The organism is Roseateles rivi (assembly GCF_043555845.1).
In the GTDB taxonomy this organism is placed as follows: domain Bacteria; phylum Pseudomonadota; class Gammaproteobacteria; order Burkholderiales; family Burkholderiaceae_C; genus Roseateles; species Roseateles rivi.
The window spans coordinates 327719-341850 of record NZ_JBIGHZ010000003.1; the positions used below are offsets into that span (position 1 = coordinate 327719).

General features: G+C 66.4%; 12 protein-coding genes and 2 tRNA genes. 4 read left to right on the forward strand and 10 right to left on the reverse strand.

Features of this window, described 5'->3' with window-relative positions; translation table 11 throughout:
- Nucleotides 1–2: 2 nt before the first annotated feature.
- Entirely contained in the window at nucleotides 3–752 is a 750-nt protein-coding gene (map, locus tag ACG0Z6_RS08805; RefSeq protein WP_394460487.1) for a type I methionyl aminopeptidase, read from the reverse strand.
- Nucleotides 749–1474 carry a 2-C-methyl-D-erythritol 4-phosphate cytidylyltransferase gene (ispD, locus tag ACG0Z6_RS08810; protein WP_394460489.1) on the reverse strand — a complete coding sequence of 242 codons (726 nt, stop codon included), beginning with the start codon at nucleotides 1472–1474 and terminating at the stop codon, nucleotides 749–751. The genes map and ispD overlap by 4 nt, the downstream gene beginning before the upstream one ends.
- Before the next feature lie 102 nt (nucleotides 1475–1576).
- On the opposite strand from ispD, the gene ACG0Z6_RS08815 reads away from it, so the two are divergent.
- On the forward strand, nucleotides 1577–2614 hold the full coding sequence (locus tag ACG0Z6_RS08815) for an RNA methyltransferase (RefSeq protein WP_394460491.1): 1038 nt from the start codon (nucleotides 1577–1579) through the stop codon (nucleotides 2612–2614).
- 96 nt (nucleotides 2615–2710) lie between these two features.
- On the opposite strand, the gene ACG0Z6_RS08820 is transcribed toward ACG0Z6_RS08815, so the two are convergent.
- From ACG0Z6_RS08820 to hemC, 6 genes are all read right to left on the reverse strand, one after another.
- Nucleotides 2711–2787, reverse strand: a tRNA-Arg gene (locus tag ACG0Z6_RS08820).
- Nucleotides 2788–2844: 57 nt separating this feature from the next.
- Nucleotides 2845–2921 (reverse strand) — tRNA-Arg (locus tag ACG0Z6_RS08825).
- Between the two features lie 67 nt (nucleotides 2922–2988).
- Nucleotides 2989–4230, reverse strand: a complete 1242-nt coding sequence (locus ACG0Z6_RS08830) for a heme biosynthesis HemY N-terminal domain-containing protein (RefSeq protein WP_394460493.1) — start codon at nucleotides 4228–4230, stop codon at nucleotides 2989–2991.
- Nucleotides 4231–4242: 12 nt separating this feature from the next.
- Entirely contained in the window at nucleotides 4243–5364 is a 1122-nt protein-coding gene (locus tag ACG0Z6_RS08835) for a uroporphyrinogen-III C-methyltransferase (protein ID WP_394460494.1), read from the reverse strand.
- A complete protein-coding gene (locus tag ACG0Z6_RS08840) occupies nucleotides 5361–6188 on the reverse strand; it encodes a uroporphyrinogen-III synthase (RefSeq protein WP_394460496.1) in 828 nt (275 codons plus the stop codon). Before ACG0Z6_RS08840 ends, ACG0Z6_RS08835 begins: the two co-directional genes overlap by 4 nt.
- A complete protein-coding gene (hemC, locus tag ACG0Z6_RS08845) occupies nucleotides 6185–7129 on the reverse strand; it encodes a hydroxymethylbilane synthase (protein ID WP_394460498.1) in 945 nt (314 codons plus the stop codon). Before hemC ends, ACG0Z6_RS08840 begins: the two co-directional genes overlap by 4 nt.
- Nucleotides 7130–7292: 163 nt before the next feature.
- On the opposite strand from hemC, the gene ppc reads away from it, so the two are divergent.
- Nucleotides 7293–10124: a phosphoenolpyruvate carboxylase gene (gene ppc, locus ACG0Z6_RS08850; protein WP_394460499.1), complete on the forward strand. Its 2832-nt coding sequence runs from the start codon at nucleotides 7293–7295 to the stop codon at nucleotides 10122–10124.
- 22 nt (nucleotides 10125–10146) lie between these two features.
- Here the strand turns inward: ppc and ACG0Z6_RS08855 are convergent, their stop codons facing one another.
- Nucleotides 10147–10932, reverse strand: a complete 786-nt coding sequence (locus ACG0Z6_RS08855) for a LytR/AlgR family response regulator transcription factor (RefSeq protein ID WP_394460501.1) — start codon at nucleotides 10930–10932, stop codon at nucleotides 10147–10149.
- A 1-nt stretch (nucleotide 10933) separates the two neighbouring features.
- Nucleotides 10934–11887 carry a sensor histidine kinase gene (locus tag ACG0Z6_RS08860; protein WP_394460504.1) on the reverse strand — a complete coding sequence of 318 codons (954 nt, stop codon included), beginning with the start codon at nucleotides 11885–11887 and terminating at the stop codon, nucleotides 10934–10936.
- Between the two features lie 289 nt (nucleotides 11888–12176).
- Here ACG0Z6_RS08860 and argH point away from each other — a divergent pair, with 289 nt between their 5' ends.
- Both argH and ACG0Z6_RS08870 read left to right on the forward strand, forming a co-directional pair.
- Entirely contained in the window at nucleotides 12177–13592 is a 1416-nt protein-coding gene (argH, locus tag ACG0Z6_RS08865; protein WP_394460507.1) for an argininosuccinate lyase, read from the forward strand.
- Nucleotides 13593–13654: 62 nt separating this feature from the next.
- Complete coding sequence (locus tag ACG0Z6_RS08870; protein WP_394460509.1) at nucleotides 13655–14131, forward strand: hemerythrin domain-containing protein; 477 nt, start codon at nucleotides 13655–13657, stop codon at nucleotides 14129–14131.
- Nucleotide 14132: the final 1 nt, after the last annotated feature.

Genomic DNA, 14132 nt, shown 5'->3' on the forward strand with positions numbered 1-14132 from the left:
CTTCAATGCAACTCGGTGAGCACGATGGGTGCGCCCCGAGTGATGATCATGCTGTGCTCGAACTGAGCGCTGAGATTGCCCCTGGGCGCGGCCAGAGACCAGCCATCGCTGCGCTCATGCACCCAATCGGCACGGGTGGACAAAAAGGGTTCGATGGTGATGACCATGCCCTCTTGCAGCACGCGCTGGTCGTGCGGGTCGTAGTAGCCGGGAATGGACTCGGGCTCTTCATGGATGAAGCGCCCCACACCATGGCTGCAGAGGTTGCGAATAACTTCAAAGCCATGGCTTTGCGCCACGCGCTCAATGGCCGCACCAATGCGGTTGAGCTTGGCCCCGGCGCGCGCCTCACCCATGGCAGCGGCAAGGGCTTGGCGCGTGGCGTCCACCAAGCGCTGTTTGGCCCCCGTCACCGGTGGGATCAGGATCGTGGCCCCGGTGTCACCGTAGTAGCCGTCCAGCACCGCGGACACATCGACATTGAGCACATCGCCCTTTTTGATCAGCCGCTTGCCCGGCACACCGTGGGCTGCCACTTCGTTGAGGCTGATACAGGTGTAGCCCGGAAAGTCGTAGCAGTGCTTGGGCGCAGACACCGCGCCCAACTCGGCCAGCCACTGGCCGCCCATGTCATCGAGCTCTTCGGTGCTCATGCCCGGACGGGCCGCAGCCAGCATGCGCTGCAACACGCTGGCCACGGCATGGCCAGCGGCGCGCAGCCCGGCAACATCGGCTTCTGATCCCACGGTCATGCTCGGCTCCTTAGCAGTCGTTCGGCCAAGGCAAAGTCAGCCGGGTAAGTCAATTTGAAATTCTCAAACGGCGCTTCCACCAGTCGCGGCGTGTGGCCCAGGGCCTCCACGGCGCTGGCTTCGTCGGTGATGTGGGCAGCCTCGCCTTGCAAGACCGGCGCCAGTGCGGCCATGAGCAAACCCCAGCGGAACATCTGCGGCGTCTGCGCGGCCCACTTGTTGGCCCGGTCCACCGTCGCCACAGCGCGCTGGCCCTGCGCTTGCTTGAGCGTATCGGCCACTGGCGTGGCCAGCAGTCCGCCCACTTCGTCGTCACGGCACTGCGCCATCAGCTGTTGCACCCAGGCCGGCTGCAGCAGGCAACGTGCGGCGTCGTGCACCAACACCCAGTCATGCGGCTGAGCGCCGCGCGCCTGCAGTTCGCGCAGCCCCTGCGCCACGGACTCTGCGCGGCTGGCACCGCCGCAGCGCGCCACCCAGGCCCGCGCGCCCTGGAACTGCGGCACGGCAGACTCAAAACAATCATCCTGCGGGCTCAACACCACCAGCACCGCGTCCAACTCGGGTACGGCCAGCAAGGCATCCAGCGTGTGGCCCATCATGGCGCGCCCGGCCACGCTCACATATTGTTTGGGAATGGCCGCCCCCGATCGGCTGCCGCTTCCAGCAGCGGGGACGAGGGCATAAAAGCGGGGCTCTACACCCACGGCAAAGGCAGTCATGGCCGCGATTCTAGGCGGGCCCCTGAGGGACAATTGCGCGCTGAGGGCGCAGCGCGTCCAACCTGCCCTTGCTCACCTATTCCGCGCCCGCCGCCACTTTTTGTGTATTCCATTGCTGAACTCCAAACGCGCCTGCATCAGCTCGGCGCCCTGCCCGCGCACCGCGACCGCGTCTTGCGCCACTGGCTGCACAACATCCCGTTGGACAAAGGCCGCCGCGCGCTGCAGCACTTCTTGCCGCTGGCGGTGCGGGAGGCCTTGCCGGAGCTCATGGGCGAGCTCGCCAGCCTGGCGCGCTTGCAGGAGCAGCACCCCGGCGCCGATGGTTCTGAGCGTCTGCTCGTGGGCCTGCAAGATGGTCAGTCTGCCGAAGCCGTGCTGCTGCCCCGCGGTGGCTTGTGCGTCTCCAGCCAAGTCGGCTGCGCCGTGGGTTGCCGCTTTTGCATGACAGGCCAAGGCGGGCTGGTGCGCCAGCTCGGCAGCGCCGAAATCCTGGCGCAGCTCGCGCTGGCGCGTCAAATCAGGCCCGTGCGCAAAGTCGTGTTCATGGGCATGGGTGAGCCCTCGCACAACCTCGCCGCCGTGCTCGAAGCCATTGAGCTCATGGGCACCGTGGGGCAGATCGGCCACAAGCAGCTGGTGTTCTCCACGGTCGGGGATGCACGCATCTTCGACCAACTGCGCCAAGCACGCGTGCGCCCGGCGCTGGCCCTGTCTCTGCACAGCAGCAATGCCCAGCGCCGCCGCGAGCTGCTGCCCCGCGCAGCGCCCCTGGAGCCGCAATGGCTGGTGGAAGAGGCCGACCGCTACGGACGCGACACCGGCTACCCCGTGCAGTACCAGTGGACGCTGATTGAGGGCGTGAACGACAGCGCCGAAGAAATCGACGGCGTGGCGCGCCTGCTGGCGGGCCGCTGGGGCGTGCTCAACATGATTCCCTACAACAGCGTGCCGGCCCTGCCCTACCAGCGCCCCGACTGGGAGCGCTGCCGCGCCATTGCGCGCGAGCTGCACCAGCGTGGCGTGCTGACCAAGCTGCGCGACTCCGCCGGCCAGGACGTAGACGGTGGCTGCGGCCAGCTGCGCGCACGCGCCCAGCAACAAGCCCTGCAACCCATTCGCCTGCTGCGCCAAGGCTGAAATACGCAACGATCACAACTTGCGCAAAAGGCAATCGACAAAGAAAAACGGGCTAGACGCTTGAACGTCTAACCCGTTGATCAAGAACCGAAGTTCTGGTGCGGCTGGCAGGATTCGAACCCACGACCCCTTGGTTCGTAGCCAAGTACTCTATCCAACTGAGCTACAGCCGCACGACTCTTTTCAAACCACCCCGGCCTGTCGTGGTCGACCGGGATGCTGATTTTATTTGGTGCGGCTGGCAGGATTCGAACCCACGACCCCTTGGTTCGTAGCCAAGTACTCTATCCAACTGAGCTACAGCCGCATCGCTGTAAAGATTAAGACTATAGCACGGAAATTCAGCCCTCAGCAAGAAGTGCGATGCCAAGCACTCAATGTGTGCGAGCTGCGGACTCAAAGCAAAGCGCGCGGCGCTCAGCGTCGCCATCGCTTTGCGCCATATCGGCCAGCAGCAGCCAGCAGCGGCGGCGTGCGGCGGCGGCCAGATGGCGATCCTCGGCGCATTGCTCCAAAACCAAACGCGCCTTGCCCCAGAGCTGGCGCTCGGCCAGGGCATGGGCCAAGGCGTAGCGAATGGAAGCATCGCGCGGCGCGCGCTGCTGCGCTTGCTCCAGCCGCAGCAGCCACTCAGGCCCCAGGCCCGGCATGCATTGCACCAGCGCTTCGGCCAGGGCTTCGCGCTCGTCCTCTGCCAGCTCAGACACAGCGTCCCAGAAGGGCCGCAGCCAGCCGCGCCCATCTTCCGGCGCGCCCAAAGCCGCCGCGCGCTGTGCGGCACGCACAGCCACGAAGACATCGCGCCGGTCCAGGCCATCGAGTTGCTGCCACAGGCTGCGCAGCTGGTCGAGGTCGCGCGCTGAGTCCAGCACCTCAGAAGCCAAGGAGCGCAACAGCCCCTGGGCTGCAGACTTTGAAAAGCCCTGGTGCTTGGCCAGCAGCCGCGCCGTGCGCAGGGCTTCCAGCGGCAAACGCGCCAGACGGCAGGCTTGCAGCTTCAGGCGCAGCGCCTGGGTGCGGCGAGCCACGCCGGGGTTGAGTTCTGAGAGCAGCTCCAAAGCCCGTGGTGCATCGCGGTCTTCCAGCGCCCATTCGGCGGCCAGCAGGCGTGCGCCCTCTTCCTGGGCTCGCGCCTGCACCTGGGCCACGGCCAGCGCCTGGCGCAAATGCTCGTCGCGGTGGCGGCGGTCTTGCAGACGGTGCGCACTGTGCGCGGCCATCAAATGCACCAGGGCCTCAAACCCACCGTCGCTGGCCAGGTCCGGCGTTTGCGACTGAATGGTGAGCGCTTTTTGCGCAGCCTTTTGCGCACGGCTGTAGCGCCCGCTGTAGAAGTCCGCCAGCGCCTCACGCAACGCGGCCTGAGCGCTGCGCTCACGCTGGGCCTGGCGCCACAGGCGGGCACGGCGCGGCAGCGAGATCAAGGCCTCGACCGACTGGATGATGGTCACCAGCGCAAAGCAGCTGCCCAGCAAGACCAGCAAGAAGAGATTGAGCGAGACATCAACGCGCCAGCTGTTCCAGTACAAACTGACCAGACCGTCGTTGCTGCCCAGGGTCAGGGCCGCCACCACGGCCACCCCGAACAGCAGCACAAACCAAATCACATTGCGCATGACATCGTGCCCTCAGCGCGCCGCTGCGGCCAGGGCCGCCAGCGTGTCGTCGGGCCGCGGCACGGACTCGGCGCGGGCTTGAGCCGTCACCTGGCGCAGCAGCTCTTGAGCCAGCTGCACTTTGCGACTGCGGGTGTCGAAGTAGCGGTCCAACACCGCTAGGCTGTCGCGCAGATCGGCCTGGGCCGTGTCGTACTGGCGGCTCAGCAAGGCCAAGCGCGCGTTGAGCAGGCGCAGCTTGAGGTTTTCGCGCAGGAAAAAGGCCTGCTCGGGGGCCAAGAGCATGGCCTCCGGCTGGCCGATACGGGTCACGCGCAGCAAGCCTTTGGCTTCAGACCAGGCCTGCGCACTCAGGGTGCTCCAGCGCTGGCTCAGCTGCGACCATTGCTGGTTCAGCCAGTCTGTTTCGCTTTGGGCAGGCGTGGGCGCGCTCTTGCCCTGAGCCGCTGCCTTGCCCGAGCGCCGCGCCTCAGCATCGTCCGATTCGGGGCGCTGCGCGATGAGGGGCAGCTCGTCAATGTGGCGCACGGCCTCATCGAGCTTGATGCTCAAAGTGGCCACATCCACGACGCTGACGGCGCGCACGCGGTCGAGATCGCGGGCCACAGCACGCCGTACGCCTTCGAGTCGGGGCTGTTTGTAGCGCGTGAGCCGGTCATCGGCATGGCGCAGGGCAGCCACCAGCGGTTCGGCGCTGCCGGTGATGGTGGTCTGCTGCTGCGCCACGCGCAGCGAGGCTTCCAGATCACCCACGAGGTTTTCGTCGCGCGAGCGACTCATGGACTGCAGCAGCGCTTCGAGCTGCTCGCGCTGCAAGGCCACCTCGGCCAAGCGGGCGTCGAGCAAGGCCACTTTGGCCGCGGTGTCGCGGGTCAGCTCCTGGGCCTGACGGGCCATTTCCTGGGCCCCGGCGGCGGCGGTTTGACTGCCTTCTTGGCGCCGCACCAGCTCCTGCTCCAGCAGATTGAGCCGGGATTGGCTCTGCCAAGCCAGCACCAAGCCGCCCAGCCCCAGCAGTGCTGCGACGGCCACGGCAACAGGCCAGTACGTTTTTGCTACCACCGCCTCGGGCGCGGGGGATGCCACCTCTTGAGGCGGCGCGGCAGAAGCCGCGGTTTGGGGGTTTTCGCTCACGATGCGGGCGATTCTAGAGCGCCACCTGTGAGCTGCCGAAAGCCCTGCGCCACGGCTGCGGCATCGGGTCGCACCAAAACCACATGGCCCACGCCCAACGCCTCAACGGATCGGGCAATGCGTTCATGCGTGCACAGCGCCAGGGTCTGGCGCCACGGCGCGGCACCGCCGCCCGCGGCCGCCCCCAGCAAACGCGCGTGCGCCGCGGCCTCCGAGCTGCTGAAAAGCCAGATGTGCTGCTGCGGCTGCTGCCACGCCTGGCGCACCCAGTCGCAGTCTTGCTCGGTCCACTGCGGGCACACACGGCGGTAGGCGCTGCAATAGTGCACGGCAGCCCCTCGCTCCTGCAGGCGCTGGGCCAGCCATTCACGCCCGCCCTCACCGCGAATCACCCACGCCGACCAGGGCTGACCGGCTTGCAGCACAGCCGCCAGGCGCTGCTCCAGCACAGGCCAGAGCTGTTCCGAATCGAGACTGGGCGCGTCTGGCGCCGGCTGCACAATGCAGGCGGCGGGCACGCCGTGCTGGGTCAGCGCCTGGGCGCTGCCCGGCCCCACAGTGGCGGCCAGCACCTGAGCCGGCCAGGCCGCACCTTTGGGGGCCGCCGCAAAAAAATGATGCACCGCGTTAGGGCTGACAAACACCAGCACCTGGGTCTGTGGCAGAACACTCCAGGCCTGCGCCAAATCCAGGCCCGACGCAGGCGGCAAGATGTCCAGCAAGGGCAGCACCCGCGTGGGCACACCGTGCACTGCCAGGCGCTGCTGCCACAGAACGGCCTGGGCGCGCGGCCGGGTGAGTATGAGTTGCGCCGCTGTGCTCACACCGTGCTGGCCGCACTCAAATAGGTCTGAGCACCCTGAGCGCGCAAGGCCTGGGCCACCTCCAGACCCAATGCCTGCGCCTCGGCCACGGTGCGAACTTGCGCATGGCCTTGCGCACGCAAGAGCGCAGCGCCGGTCTGGCTGGGGTGGCCCAAGCAGGCTTGCAGCTGCAAGCCGCCATCAGGGGCGCTTTGCGCAAATGCCGCCAGCGGCACGCTGCAGCTGCCACCCAGGGCGCGCGAGACGGCACGCTCGGCCTCCGTGGCCAAGAGGGTCGGGGTGTGCGACAAGGCCTGCAGCTGCGCGCGCAGTGCGTCGTCATTGCTGCGCACCTCAATACCCAGCGCCCCCTGCCCCGCGCAAGGCAGCATGTGGGTGGTGTCAAAGTGCGCGCGAATGCGCTCACCCAGACCCAGGCGCACCAGCCCGGCAGCGGCCAGGACAATGCCCTCGTACTGACCTTCGTCGAGCTTGCGCAGCCGCGTGTCCAAATTGCCGCGCAGCGGCTCCACCTGCAGGTCGGGGCGCAGCTGCAGCAGCTGCACCATGCGGCGCAGCGAGGAGGTGCCCACGCGCGCGCCCTGGGGCAAATCTTCCAGCCGTGCGTAGTGGGGCGACACCCAGGCGTCGCGCGGGTCTTCGCGCTCGAGCACGGCGGCCAGCACAAAGCCTTCGGGCAGCTCCATGGGCACGTCTTTGAGCGAATGCACGGCCAAATCGGCGCGCCCTTGCGCCAGTGCGGCTTCCAGCTCCTTCACGAACAGGCCTTTGCCGCCCACTTTGGAGAGGCTGCGGTCAAGGATTTGATCGCCCCGTGTGGTCATACCCAAAAGGGTCACCTGGCGTTGCGACAAGGTTTCCAAAATGGCCTGCACATGGCGGGCTTGCCACAGGGCCAAACGGCTTTCTCGGGTGGCGATGACGAGTGCTTGTTGTGTCATGGCGACATGCTAGCGCAGGCAAGGCCAGCCTCTGCCTTGGCGCATGTGCCGAAGGCGGTTTCAGATCAAGAAACTGCTAGAGTCAAGAGGCCGTAACTAAGTTACAGCACCCACGTCGTGCTGACCCAGCGCCCCCCCCACAACCTGCTGCTTCACTGCCGTCATGCCCAACCGCCGCCCACGCCCTGCCGCCCGCGCACCACGCGCCGCCGACACCGATAAAAACCAGCCTCTGGTCGAAGACATTCGGCTGCTGGGGCGCATTCTGGGCGAGGTGATTCGCGAGCAAGAGGGGCGCGCCGCTTATGAGCTGATCGAGCAAGTGCGCCAGCTCTCCGTGGCCTACCGCCTCAAGCGCGATGCGCAAGCGGGCAAGCGTTTTGACAAGCTGCTCAAAAGCCTCAGCGGCGAGCAAACCGTCAGCGTCATTCGCGCGTTCAGCTACTTCTCGCACCTGGCCAATATCGCCGAAGACCGCCATCACGTGCGCCGCCGCGAGGTGCACGAGCGCGCGGGCAGCCTGCAGCCAGGCTCGCTGGACGGCTGCTTGGTGCGCCTGCACGAAGCGGGCGTGACGCCCGAGGCTATTGCCCGCACGCTGCAGCAGGGCTATGTCTCGCCGGTGCTGACCGCTCACCCCACCGAGGTGCAGCGCAAGAGCATCCTCGACGCACAACGCGCCATTGCCGAGCTGGTGGAGCAGCGCGACGCCCTGCACACCGAACGCGAGCGCAAGGCCAACGAAGACTTGCTGCGCGCGCGCATCACCCAGCTGTGGCAAACGCGCATGGTGCGCTACTCCAAGCTCACGGTGGAGGACGAGATCGACAACTCGCTGTCCTACTACCGCAGCACGTTTTTGCGCCAGATCCCGGCCCTCTACGCTCACTTGGAATCGGCCCTGCCCGGGCACGAGCTCAACAGCTTTTTGCGCATGGGCCAATGGATTGGGGGCGACCGCGACGGCAACCCCAATGTGACGGCCCAGACCCTGAGCTATGCGCTGCGCAGCCAGTCCGAGGTGGCGCTGCGCCACTACCTCACCGAGCTGCATGAGCTGGGCGCGGAGCTGTCCATCTCGGCACGGCTGGCGCAGGTCAGTCCGCAGCTCCTGGCCCTGGCCGAGCGCAGCCCCGACCGCAGCCCGCACCGCAGTGACGAACCCTACCGCCGCGCTCTCACAGGCATGTATGCGCGCCTGGCCGCGACGCTGCATGAGCTCACCGGCACCGAAGCCCTGCGCCATGCTGTAGCACCACAAGACCCCTACACCCAGCCTGAGGAACTGCTGGCTGACCTGCGCACCATTGCCGACTCGCTGCGCGGCCACCATGCACAAGCGCTGCTGGCGCCGCGGCTGCTGCCGCTCATGCGCGCCATCAAGGTATTTGGCTTTCACCTCGCCACGCTGGATTTGCGCCAGAGCTCAGACCAACACGAGGCCGTGGTGGCCGAGCTGCTGGCCACCGCACGACTGTGCCCGGACTACAGCGCGTTGAACGAGACGCAGCGCCGCGAGCTGCTCGTCGGCGTGCTCAACGACGCCCGCCCCTTGCGCGTGATGGGCGCCACCTACAGCGAGCACACGCGCAGCGAGCTGGCCATTTTTGAAGGCGCGCAAGAGGCCTTGCGGCGCTTTGGCAAAGCGGCAATTCGCCACTACATCATTTCCCACACCGAGGAGGTGTCGGACCTGCTGGAAGTGCTGCTGCTGTGCAAGGAAGTGGGCCTGCTGCAGGGCGAACTCGACAGCCAGGGCGAGCGTGCGGCCAAGAGCGCTTTGATTGTGGTGCCGCTGTTTGAAACCATTGGCGACCTGCGCCGTGCGCCCGCCATCATGAGCGAGTTCTACGCCCTGCCCGGCGTGCTGGACATGGTGCTGCGCAGCGGTGCTGAGCAAGACGTGATGTTGGGCTACTCAGACTCCAACAAAGACGGCGGCATGTTCACCAGCAACTGGGAGCTCTACCGCGCCGAGGTGGCGCTGGTGCGCTTGTTTGATGAGCTCAAACAGCAGCACGGCGCGCTCACGCTGCGGCTCTTCCATGGCCGTGGCGGCACCGTGGGCCGTGGCGGTGGCCCCAGCTACCAAGCCATCCTGGCCCAGCCCCCGGGCACGGTCAATGGCCAGATCCGGCTCACCGAGCAGGGCGAAGTCATCGCTTCCAAATACGCCCACCCCGAGATCGGGCGGCGCAACCTCGAAACCCTGGTGGCCGCCACGCTGGAAGCCACGCTGCTGCCGCAGGGCAAGGCCGTGCCCGCGAGCTTTCTGCAGACGGCGCAACAGCTCTCGGACGCGAGCTTTGCGGCCTACCGCCGCTTGGTCTACGAGACCCCAGGTTTTGCCGACTTCTTCTTTGGCGCCACCCCGATTCGAGAGATTGCCGAGCTCAATATTGGTTCGCGCCCGGCGTCGCGCAAGGCCACGCGTGCGATTGAAGACTTGCGCGCCATTCCCTGGGGCTTCAGCTGGGGCCAAAGCCGCCTGGCCCTGCCGGGCTGGTGTGGATTTGGGTCGGGCATCGAAGCGTTTTTGGGTCAGGACGCCGGCGAGCGCGAGCATGGGCTCAAGCTGCTGCGGCGCATGTACCGGCAATGGCCGTTTTTCAGCACGCTGCTGTCCAACCTGGACATGGTGCTGGCCAAAACCGATATGAGCCTGGCCCAGCGCTATGCCGATTTGGTGGAAGACAAAAAGCTCGGCAAGCGCATTTTTGCGGCCATCAAAGCCGAGTTTGAACTCACGCAAAGCACCCTGAGCCTGATCACCGGCGAAGCCCAGCGCCTCTCACACAACCCGGCCTTGGCGCGCTCCATCGAGCACCGCTTCCCCTACATCGACCCCCTGCATCATTTGCAGGTGGAGCTGATGCGCCGCTACCGCGCCATGCCCGCAGCGCAGCGCGAGCAAGAGCCCAGCATGGAGCGGGTGCAGCGCGGCATTCATCTCTCGATCAACGGCATCGCCGCGGGCCTGCGCAACACCGGTTGAGGCCCCGGGCGCAACGGGCCCCTCAGCCCGTTTGCGTCAGGGCAGCACGCACGGCACCGAGCTGGCGGCGCGACACCGCAAGCCATTGGTCCAGCCGAGCCACACGCACCGCCCAGTTGCCTTCGGTGCCGGAGCCTGTGTCTTCGCAATCGTCGCGCCGCTGCAGCTCGCGCAGCGCGGCGCGCGCCACCAGGGTGTTGCGGTGTATGCGCACGAAATGGCCTTCGTAGCGCTGTGCCAATTCGCTCAAGCTGCCTTCCAGCACATGGCTTTGGGTGGCGGTGTGCAGCGTCAGGTATTTCTGTTCGGCCCTCACAAAGAGCACGCTGGACAGTGGCAGGCGCAGCAGGCGCCCTCGCTCGCTGACGGTCACCACCGGCTCCTGCACGAGCGGATCGCCCCCCACAAATGCGACCCCGCGGCGCTGCTGCAGGCGCTGCGCCGCACGCGCCAAGCTGGCCCAGAGCCGCTCGCGCGACACAGGCTTGGTGATGTAGTCCAGGGCCTGCAACTCAAAGGCCTGCAGCGCGTGCTGGCCGTGGGCCGTGACAAACACCAGCTCCGGTGCATCGGGCAGCTGCAGCAGCTGGCGCGCCAGCTGCAGGCCATCAGGGCCAGGCATCTGAATGTCCAGCAGCAGCACGTCACAAGCCTGCTCGCGCAACCACTGCAGGGTTTGCGTGGCGTTTTGCGTCTCGCCCACCACTTCAGCGAAGGTGGCTTCGCAGGCTTGCACCAGCGTGCGCAAGCGCAGGCGCGCCATGGCCTCGTCGTCGGCAATCAACACCCGCAGCAAGCTCTGCAACATCTCAGGCCTCTTTGGTGCCTGATCGCGGCACCCGGATGCGAACGGCAAAGTGCCGCTCATAGGCACGCACATCCATGCGCGCAGCCACGTCATGCATCAGGCGCAGGCGCTCACGCACATTGGTCAGGGCAAAGCCGTGGCCACGGGTGCGGGTGCTCGCGCCCACGCTGTTGCGCACCAGCACCTCCACCTCGCCGCCGCGCAGGCGGGTTTCGATGCGCACATGACCGCCCGCTTCGTTGGGCTCAACCCCATAGCGCACCGCGTTTTCAACCAAGGGCTGCAAAAACAACGGCGGCACACGCGCAGCGCCTGCGCCGTCGTCAAGCAACCACTGCACACGTAAACGCGGTCCAAAACGGATGAGCTCAATGTCCAAGTAGCGCCGCGCCAACTCCACTTCCTGCGCCAGCGTCACGCTGCTGCCCTGCGGCGCCAAGGCCACGCGAAACAGCTCGCTCAAGTCCTCCAACACCTGTTCGGCTTGAGCGGGGTCCACCCGCACCAGGGCCATGGCGGTGTTGAGGGTGTTGAAGAGAAAGTGCGGGCGTATGCGCGACTGCAACTCCACCAAACGGGCCAGAGCATCGGCCGGCATTTGGGCACGCGAGCGCAGCTTCAGCCACGCCAGCAACAAGCCCGCCACGACAGCGCCGCTGAGCATGGCGCCCAGCTGCTGTGCCGGGCTGAAGGCCTGCGGGTCCACAACCAGCAGCAACCAGCAACCCAGGGCGGTGCACAGTGCACCAAAGGCCATCAGCAAACTCCACTGCAACAGCTCAGTGCATGAAACAAGCCAACGCCCCAGCGCGCAGACCGAAACCAGCCACAAGAGCAAAGCTGTCTGTGTCACCGCCGTCCCGACCGACATCCCCACCAGCCAGGACCGCCAGCTCGGCACGGCCACCATCACGCCTAGCGTCAGCAAGGCCTGCACCAGTGCAACAGCACGCAACGCAAACCCAATGTGACAAACATCGAAGGCATGGCGCCCGCCCGGATCGCGCAGAACCGGGTGCTGCGACAGTACGGATGGCTCCAGCCCCAACAAAGTGCTGAGCCGAGAATCAGTCCAATCCGTGGGCTGGGAATTCATGCTTGACCGGACACAACAGGTCCTCTGGCAGGGCGCCACTTAGAATCGATCGAGGCCCCCGATTGTTCCGGGTCTCTCAAGCCGCAGGTGTAACGCTGCGTTACCCCCTGCACCAGCCTCACCGCACAACGCCGCAACGCCGCCCACCATGTCCACGCCCGACGCTCCGCACGACAACCCGCTGGCCAACAAAGCAGCCGCCTGGTCGGCTCTGTTCTCAGAACCCATGAGCGAGCTCGTGCAGCGCTACACCGCCAGTGTGGACTTTGACCGGCGGCTGTGGGACGCCGACATCCAAGGCAGCCTGGCGCACGCTGAAATGCTGGCCGCCCAGGGCATTCTGAGCGCCGCCGACCACGCCGACATCCAGCGCGGGTTGGCGCAGATTCGCGGTGAAATCGAGTCCGGCGAGTTCGTCTGGAAACTGGCGTTGGAGGATGTTCACCTCAACATCGAAGCCCGCCTCACCGAGCTGGTGGGCACGGCGGGCAAACGCCTGCACACCGGGCGCAGCCGCAACGACCAAGTCGCCACCGATGTGCGGCTGTGGCTGCGCGGCGAGATTGATCTGCTGGGTGATTTGCTGGTGCAACTGCAGCGCGTGCTGGTGGTGCAGGCCGAGGCCCACGCCAGCGTCGTCATGCCGGGCTTTACCCATTTGCAAGTGGCACAGCCGGTGAGCTTTGGCCACCACCTGCTGGCCTATGTGGAGATGTTTGCCCGCGACGCGCAGCGCCTGCAGCAGGTGCGCCAGCGCGTCAACCAGCTGCCGCTGGGCGCTGCGGCGCTGGCCGGCACCAGCTATGCGCTGGACCGCGAACGCGTGGCCCGCACGCTGAAGATGGAAGGCGTGTGCCAAAACAGCCTGGATGCAGTGAGCGACCGCGACTTCGCCATCGAGTTCAGCGCCGCCGCAGCGCTGGTGATGGTGCACATCTCGCGCCTGTCGGAAGAGCTGGTGCTGTGGATGAGCCAGAACTTCGGCTTCATCACCCTGCCCGACCGCTTCTGCACGGGCTCGTCCATCATGCCGCAGAAGAAAAACCCCGACGTGCCCGAACTGGCACGCGGCAAGTGCGGGCGCGTGGTGGGGCACCTCATGGGCCTCATCACCCTCATGAAGGGCCAGCCCCTGGCCTACAACAAGGACAACCAGGAAGACAAAGAGCCGCTGTTTGACACCGTGGACACGCTGCGCGACACGCTGCGCATCTTCTGCGACATGCTGGCGGGCCTGAGCGTCAATGAAGAAGCCATGGAGCGCGCCGCCCTGCGCGGCCACGCCACCGCCACCGACCTGGCGGACTACCTCGTGAAGAAGGGGCTGGCGTTTCGCGATGCCCATGAAATCGTGGCCCACACCGTGCGCGCAGCCTCCAGCCAAGGCGTGGAACTTGCCGCGCTGAGTTTGACGCAGCTGCAAGCCATTGAGCCGCGCATTGAGGCCGATGTGTTTGAAGTGCTGAGCTTGCAAGGCTCGCTGCAGGCGCGGCAAACTCTGGGCGGCACTGCGCCCACGCAGGTTCTGGCGCAAGTGGCCCGCCATCGCCAGCGTCTCTCCTGAGGCCCCGCCACAAGCACCGCCTGCCCACAAGAGCACCGATCCCGCCCCTCACACCTGCCGATATGACGACCCTGACCTGGAGCGACGCGCTCACCCTGCAACAGCCCCTGCTGGACCAAACCCACCAGGAATTTGTGGAGCTGCTCAATGCCTTCGGCGCGGCACTGGATGCCGAGCAGGACGCCCTGCCCGCCTTCCAAACCCTGCTGGCCCACACCGAAGCGCACTTTGAAATGGAAGAGCGCTGGATGGCGGCCAACGGCTTTGAGGCGCAGAACTGCCACAGCGGCCAGCACGCCATGGTGCTCAACGTCATGCGCGAAGTGGTGCGCCACGCCACGGAGCTCAACGACCGCGAGCCCATGCGCATCGTGCGCGGCGAGCTGGCCCAGTGGTTCCCGGCACACGCCGAAATGATGGACGCCGCGCTGGTCTACACCATGCAGCAGCGCGGCTTTGACCCGGCCACCGGCCAGTGCAGCAGCCCCACGGCTGAAACCAATATCTCCAGCTGCGGCGCCAAGAGCTGCGGGCACTGAG

What these genes read in the sequence shown, in the direction of transcription:
- map (WP_394460487.1), bottom strand. Translation starts at nt 752, where the DNA reads ATGACCGTGGGATCAGAAGCCGATGTTGCCGGGCTGCGCGCCGCTGGC.
- ispD (WP_394460489.1), bottom strand. Translation starts at nt 1,474, where the DNA reads ATGACTGCCTTTGCCGTGGGTGTAGAGCCCCGCTTTTATGCCCTCGTC.
- ACG0Z6_RS08830 (WP_394460493.1), bottom strand. Translation starts at nt 4,230, where the DNA reads ATGCGCAATGTGATTTGGTTTGTGCTGCTGTTCGGGGTGGCCGTGGTG.
- hemC (WP_394460498.1), bottom strand. Translation starts at nt 7,129, where the DNA reads ATGACACAACAAGCACTCGTCATCGCCACCCGAGAAAGCCGTTTGGCC.
- ppc (WP_394460499.1), top strand. Translation starts at nt 7,293, where the DNA reads ATGCCCAACCGCCGCCCACGCCCTGCCGCCCGCGCACCACGCGCCGCC.
- ACG0Z6_RS08855 (WP_394460501.1), bottom strand. Translation starts at nt 10,932, where the DNA reads ATGTTGCAGAGCTTGCTGCGGGTGTTGATTGCCGACGACGAGGCCATG.
- argH (WP_394460507.1), top strand. Translation starts at nt 12,177, where the DNA reads ATGTCCACGCCCGACGCTCCGCACGACAACCCGCTGGCCAACAAAGCA.
- ACG0Z6_RS08870 (WP_394460509.1), top strand. Translation starts at nt 13,655, where the DNA reads ATGACGACCCTGACCTGGAGCGACGCGCTCACCCTGCAACAGCCCCTG.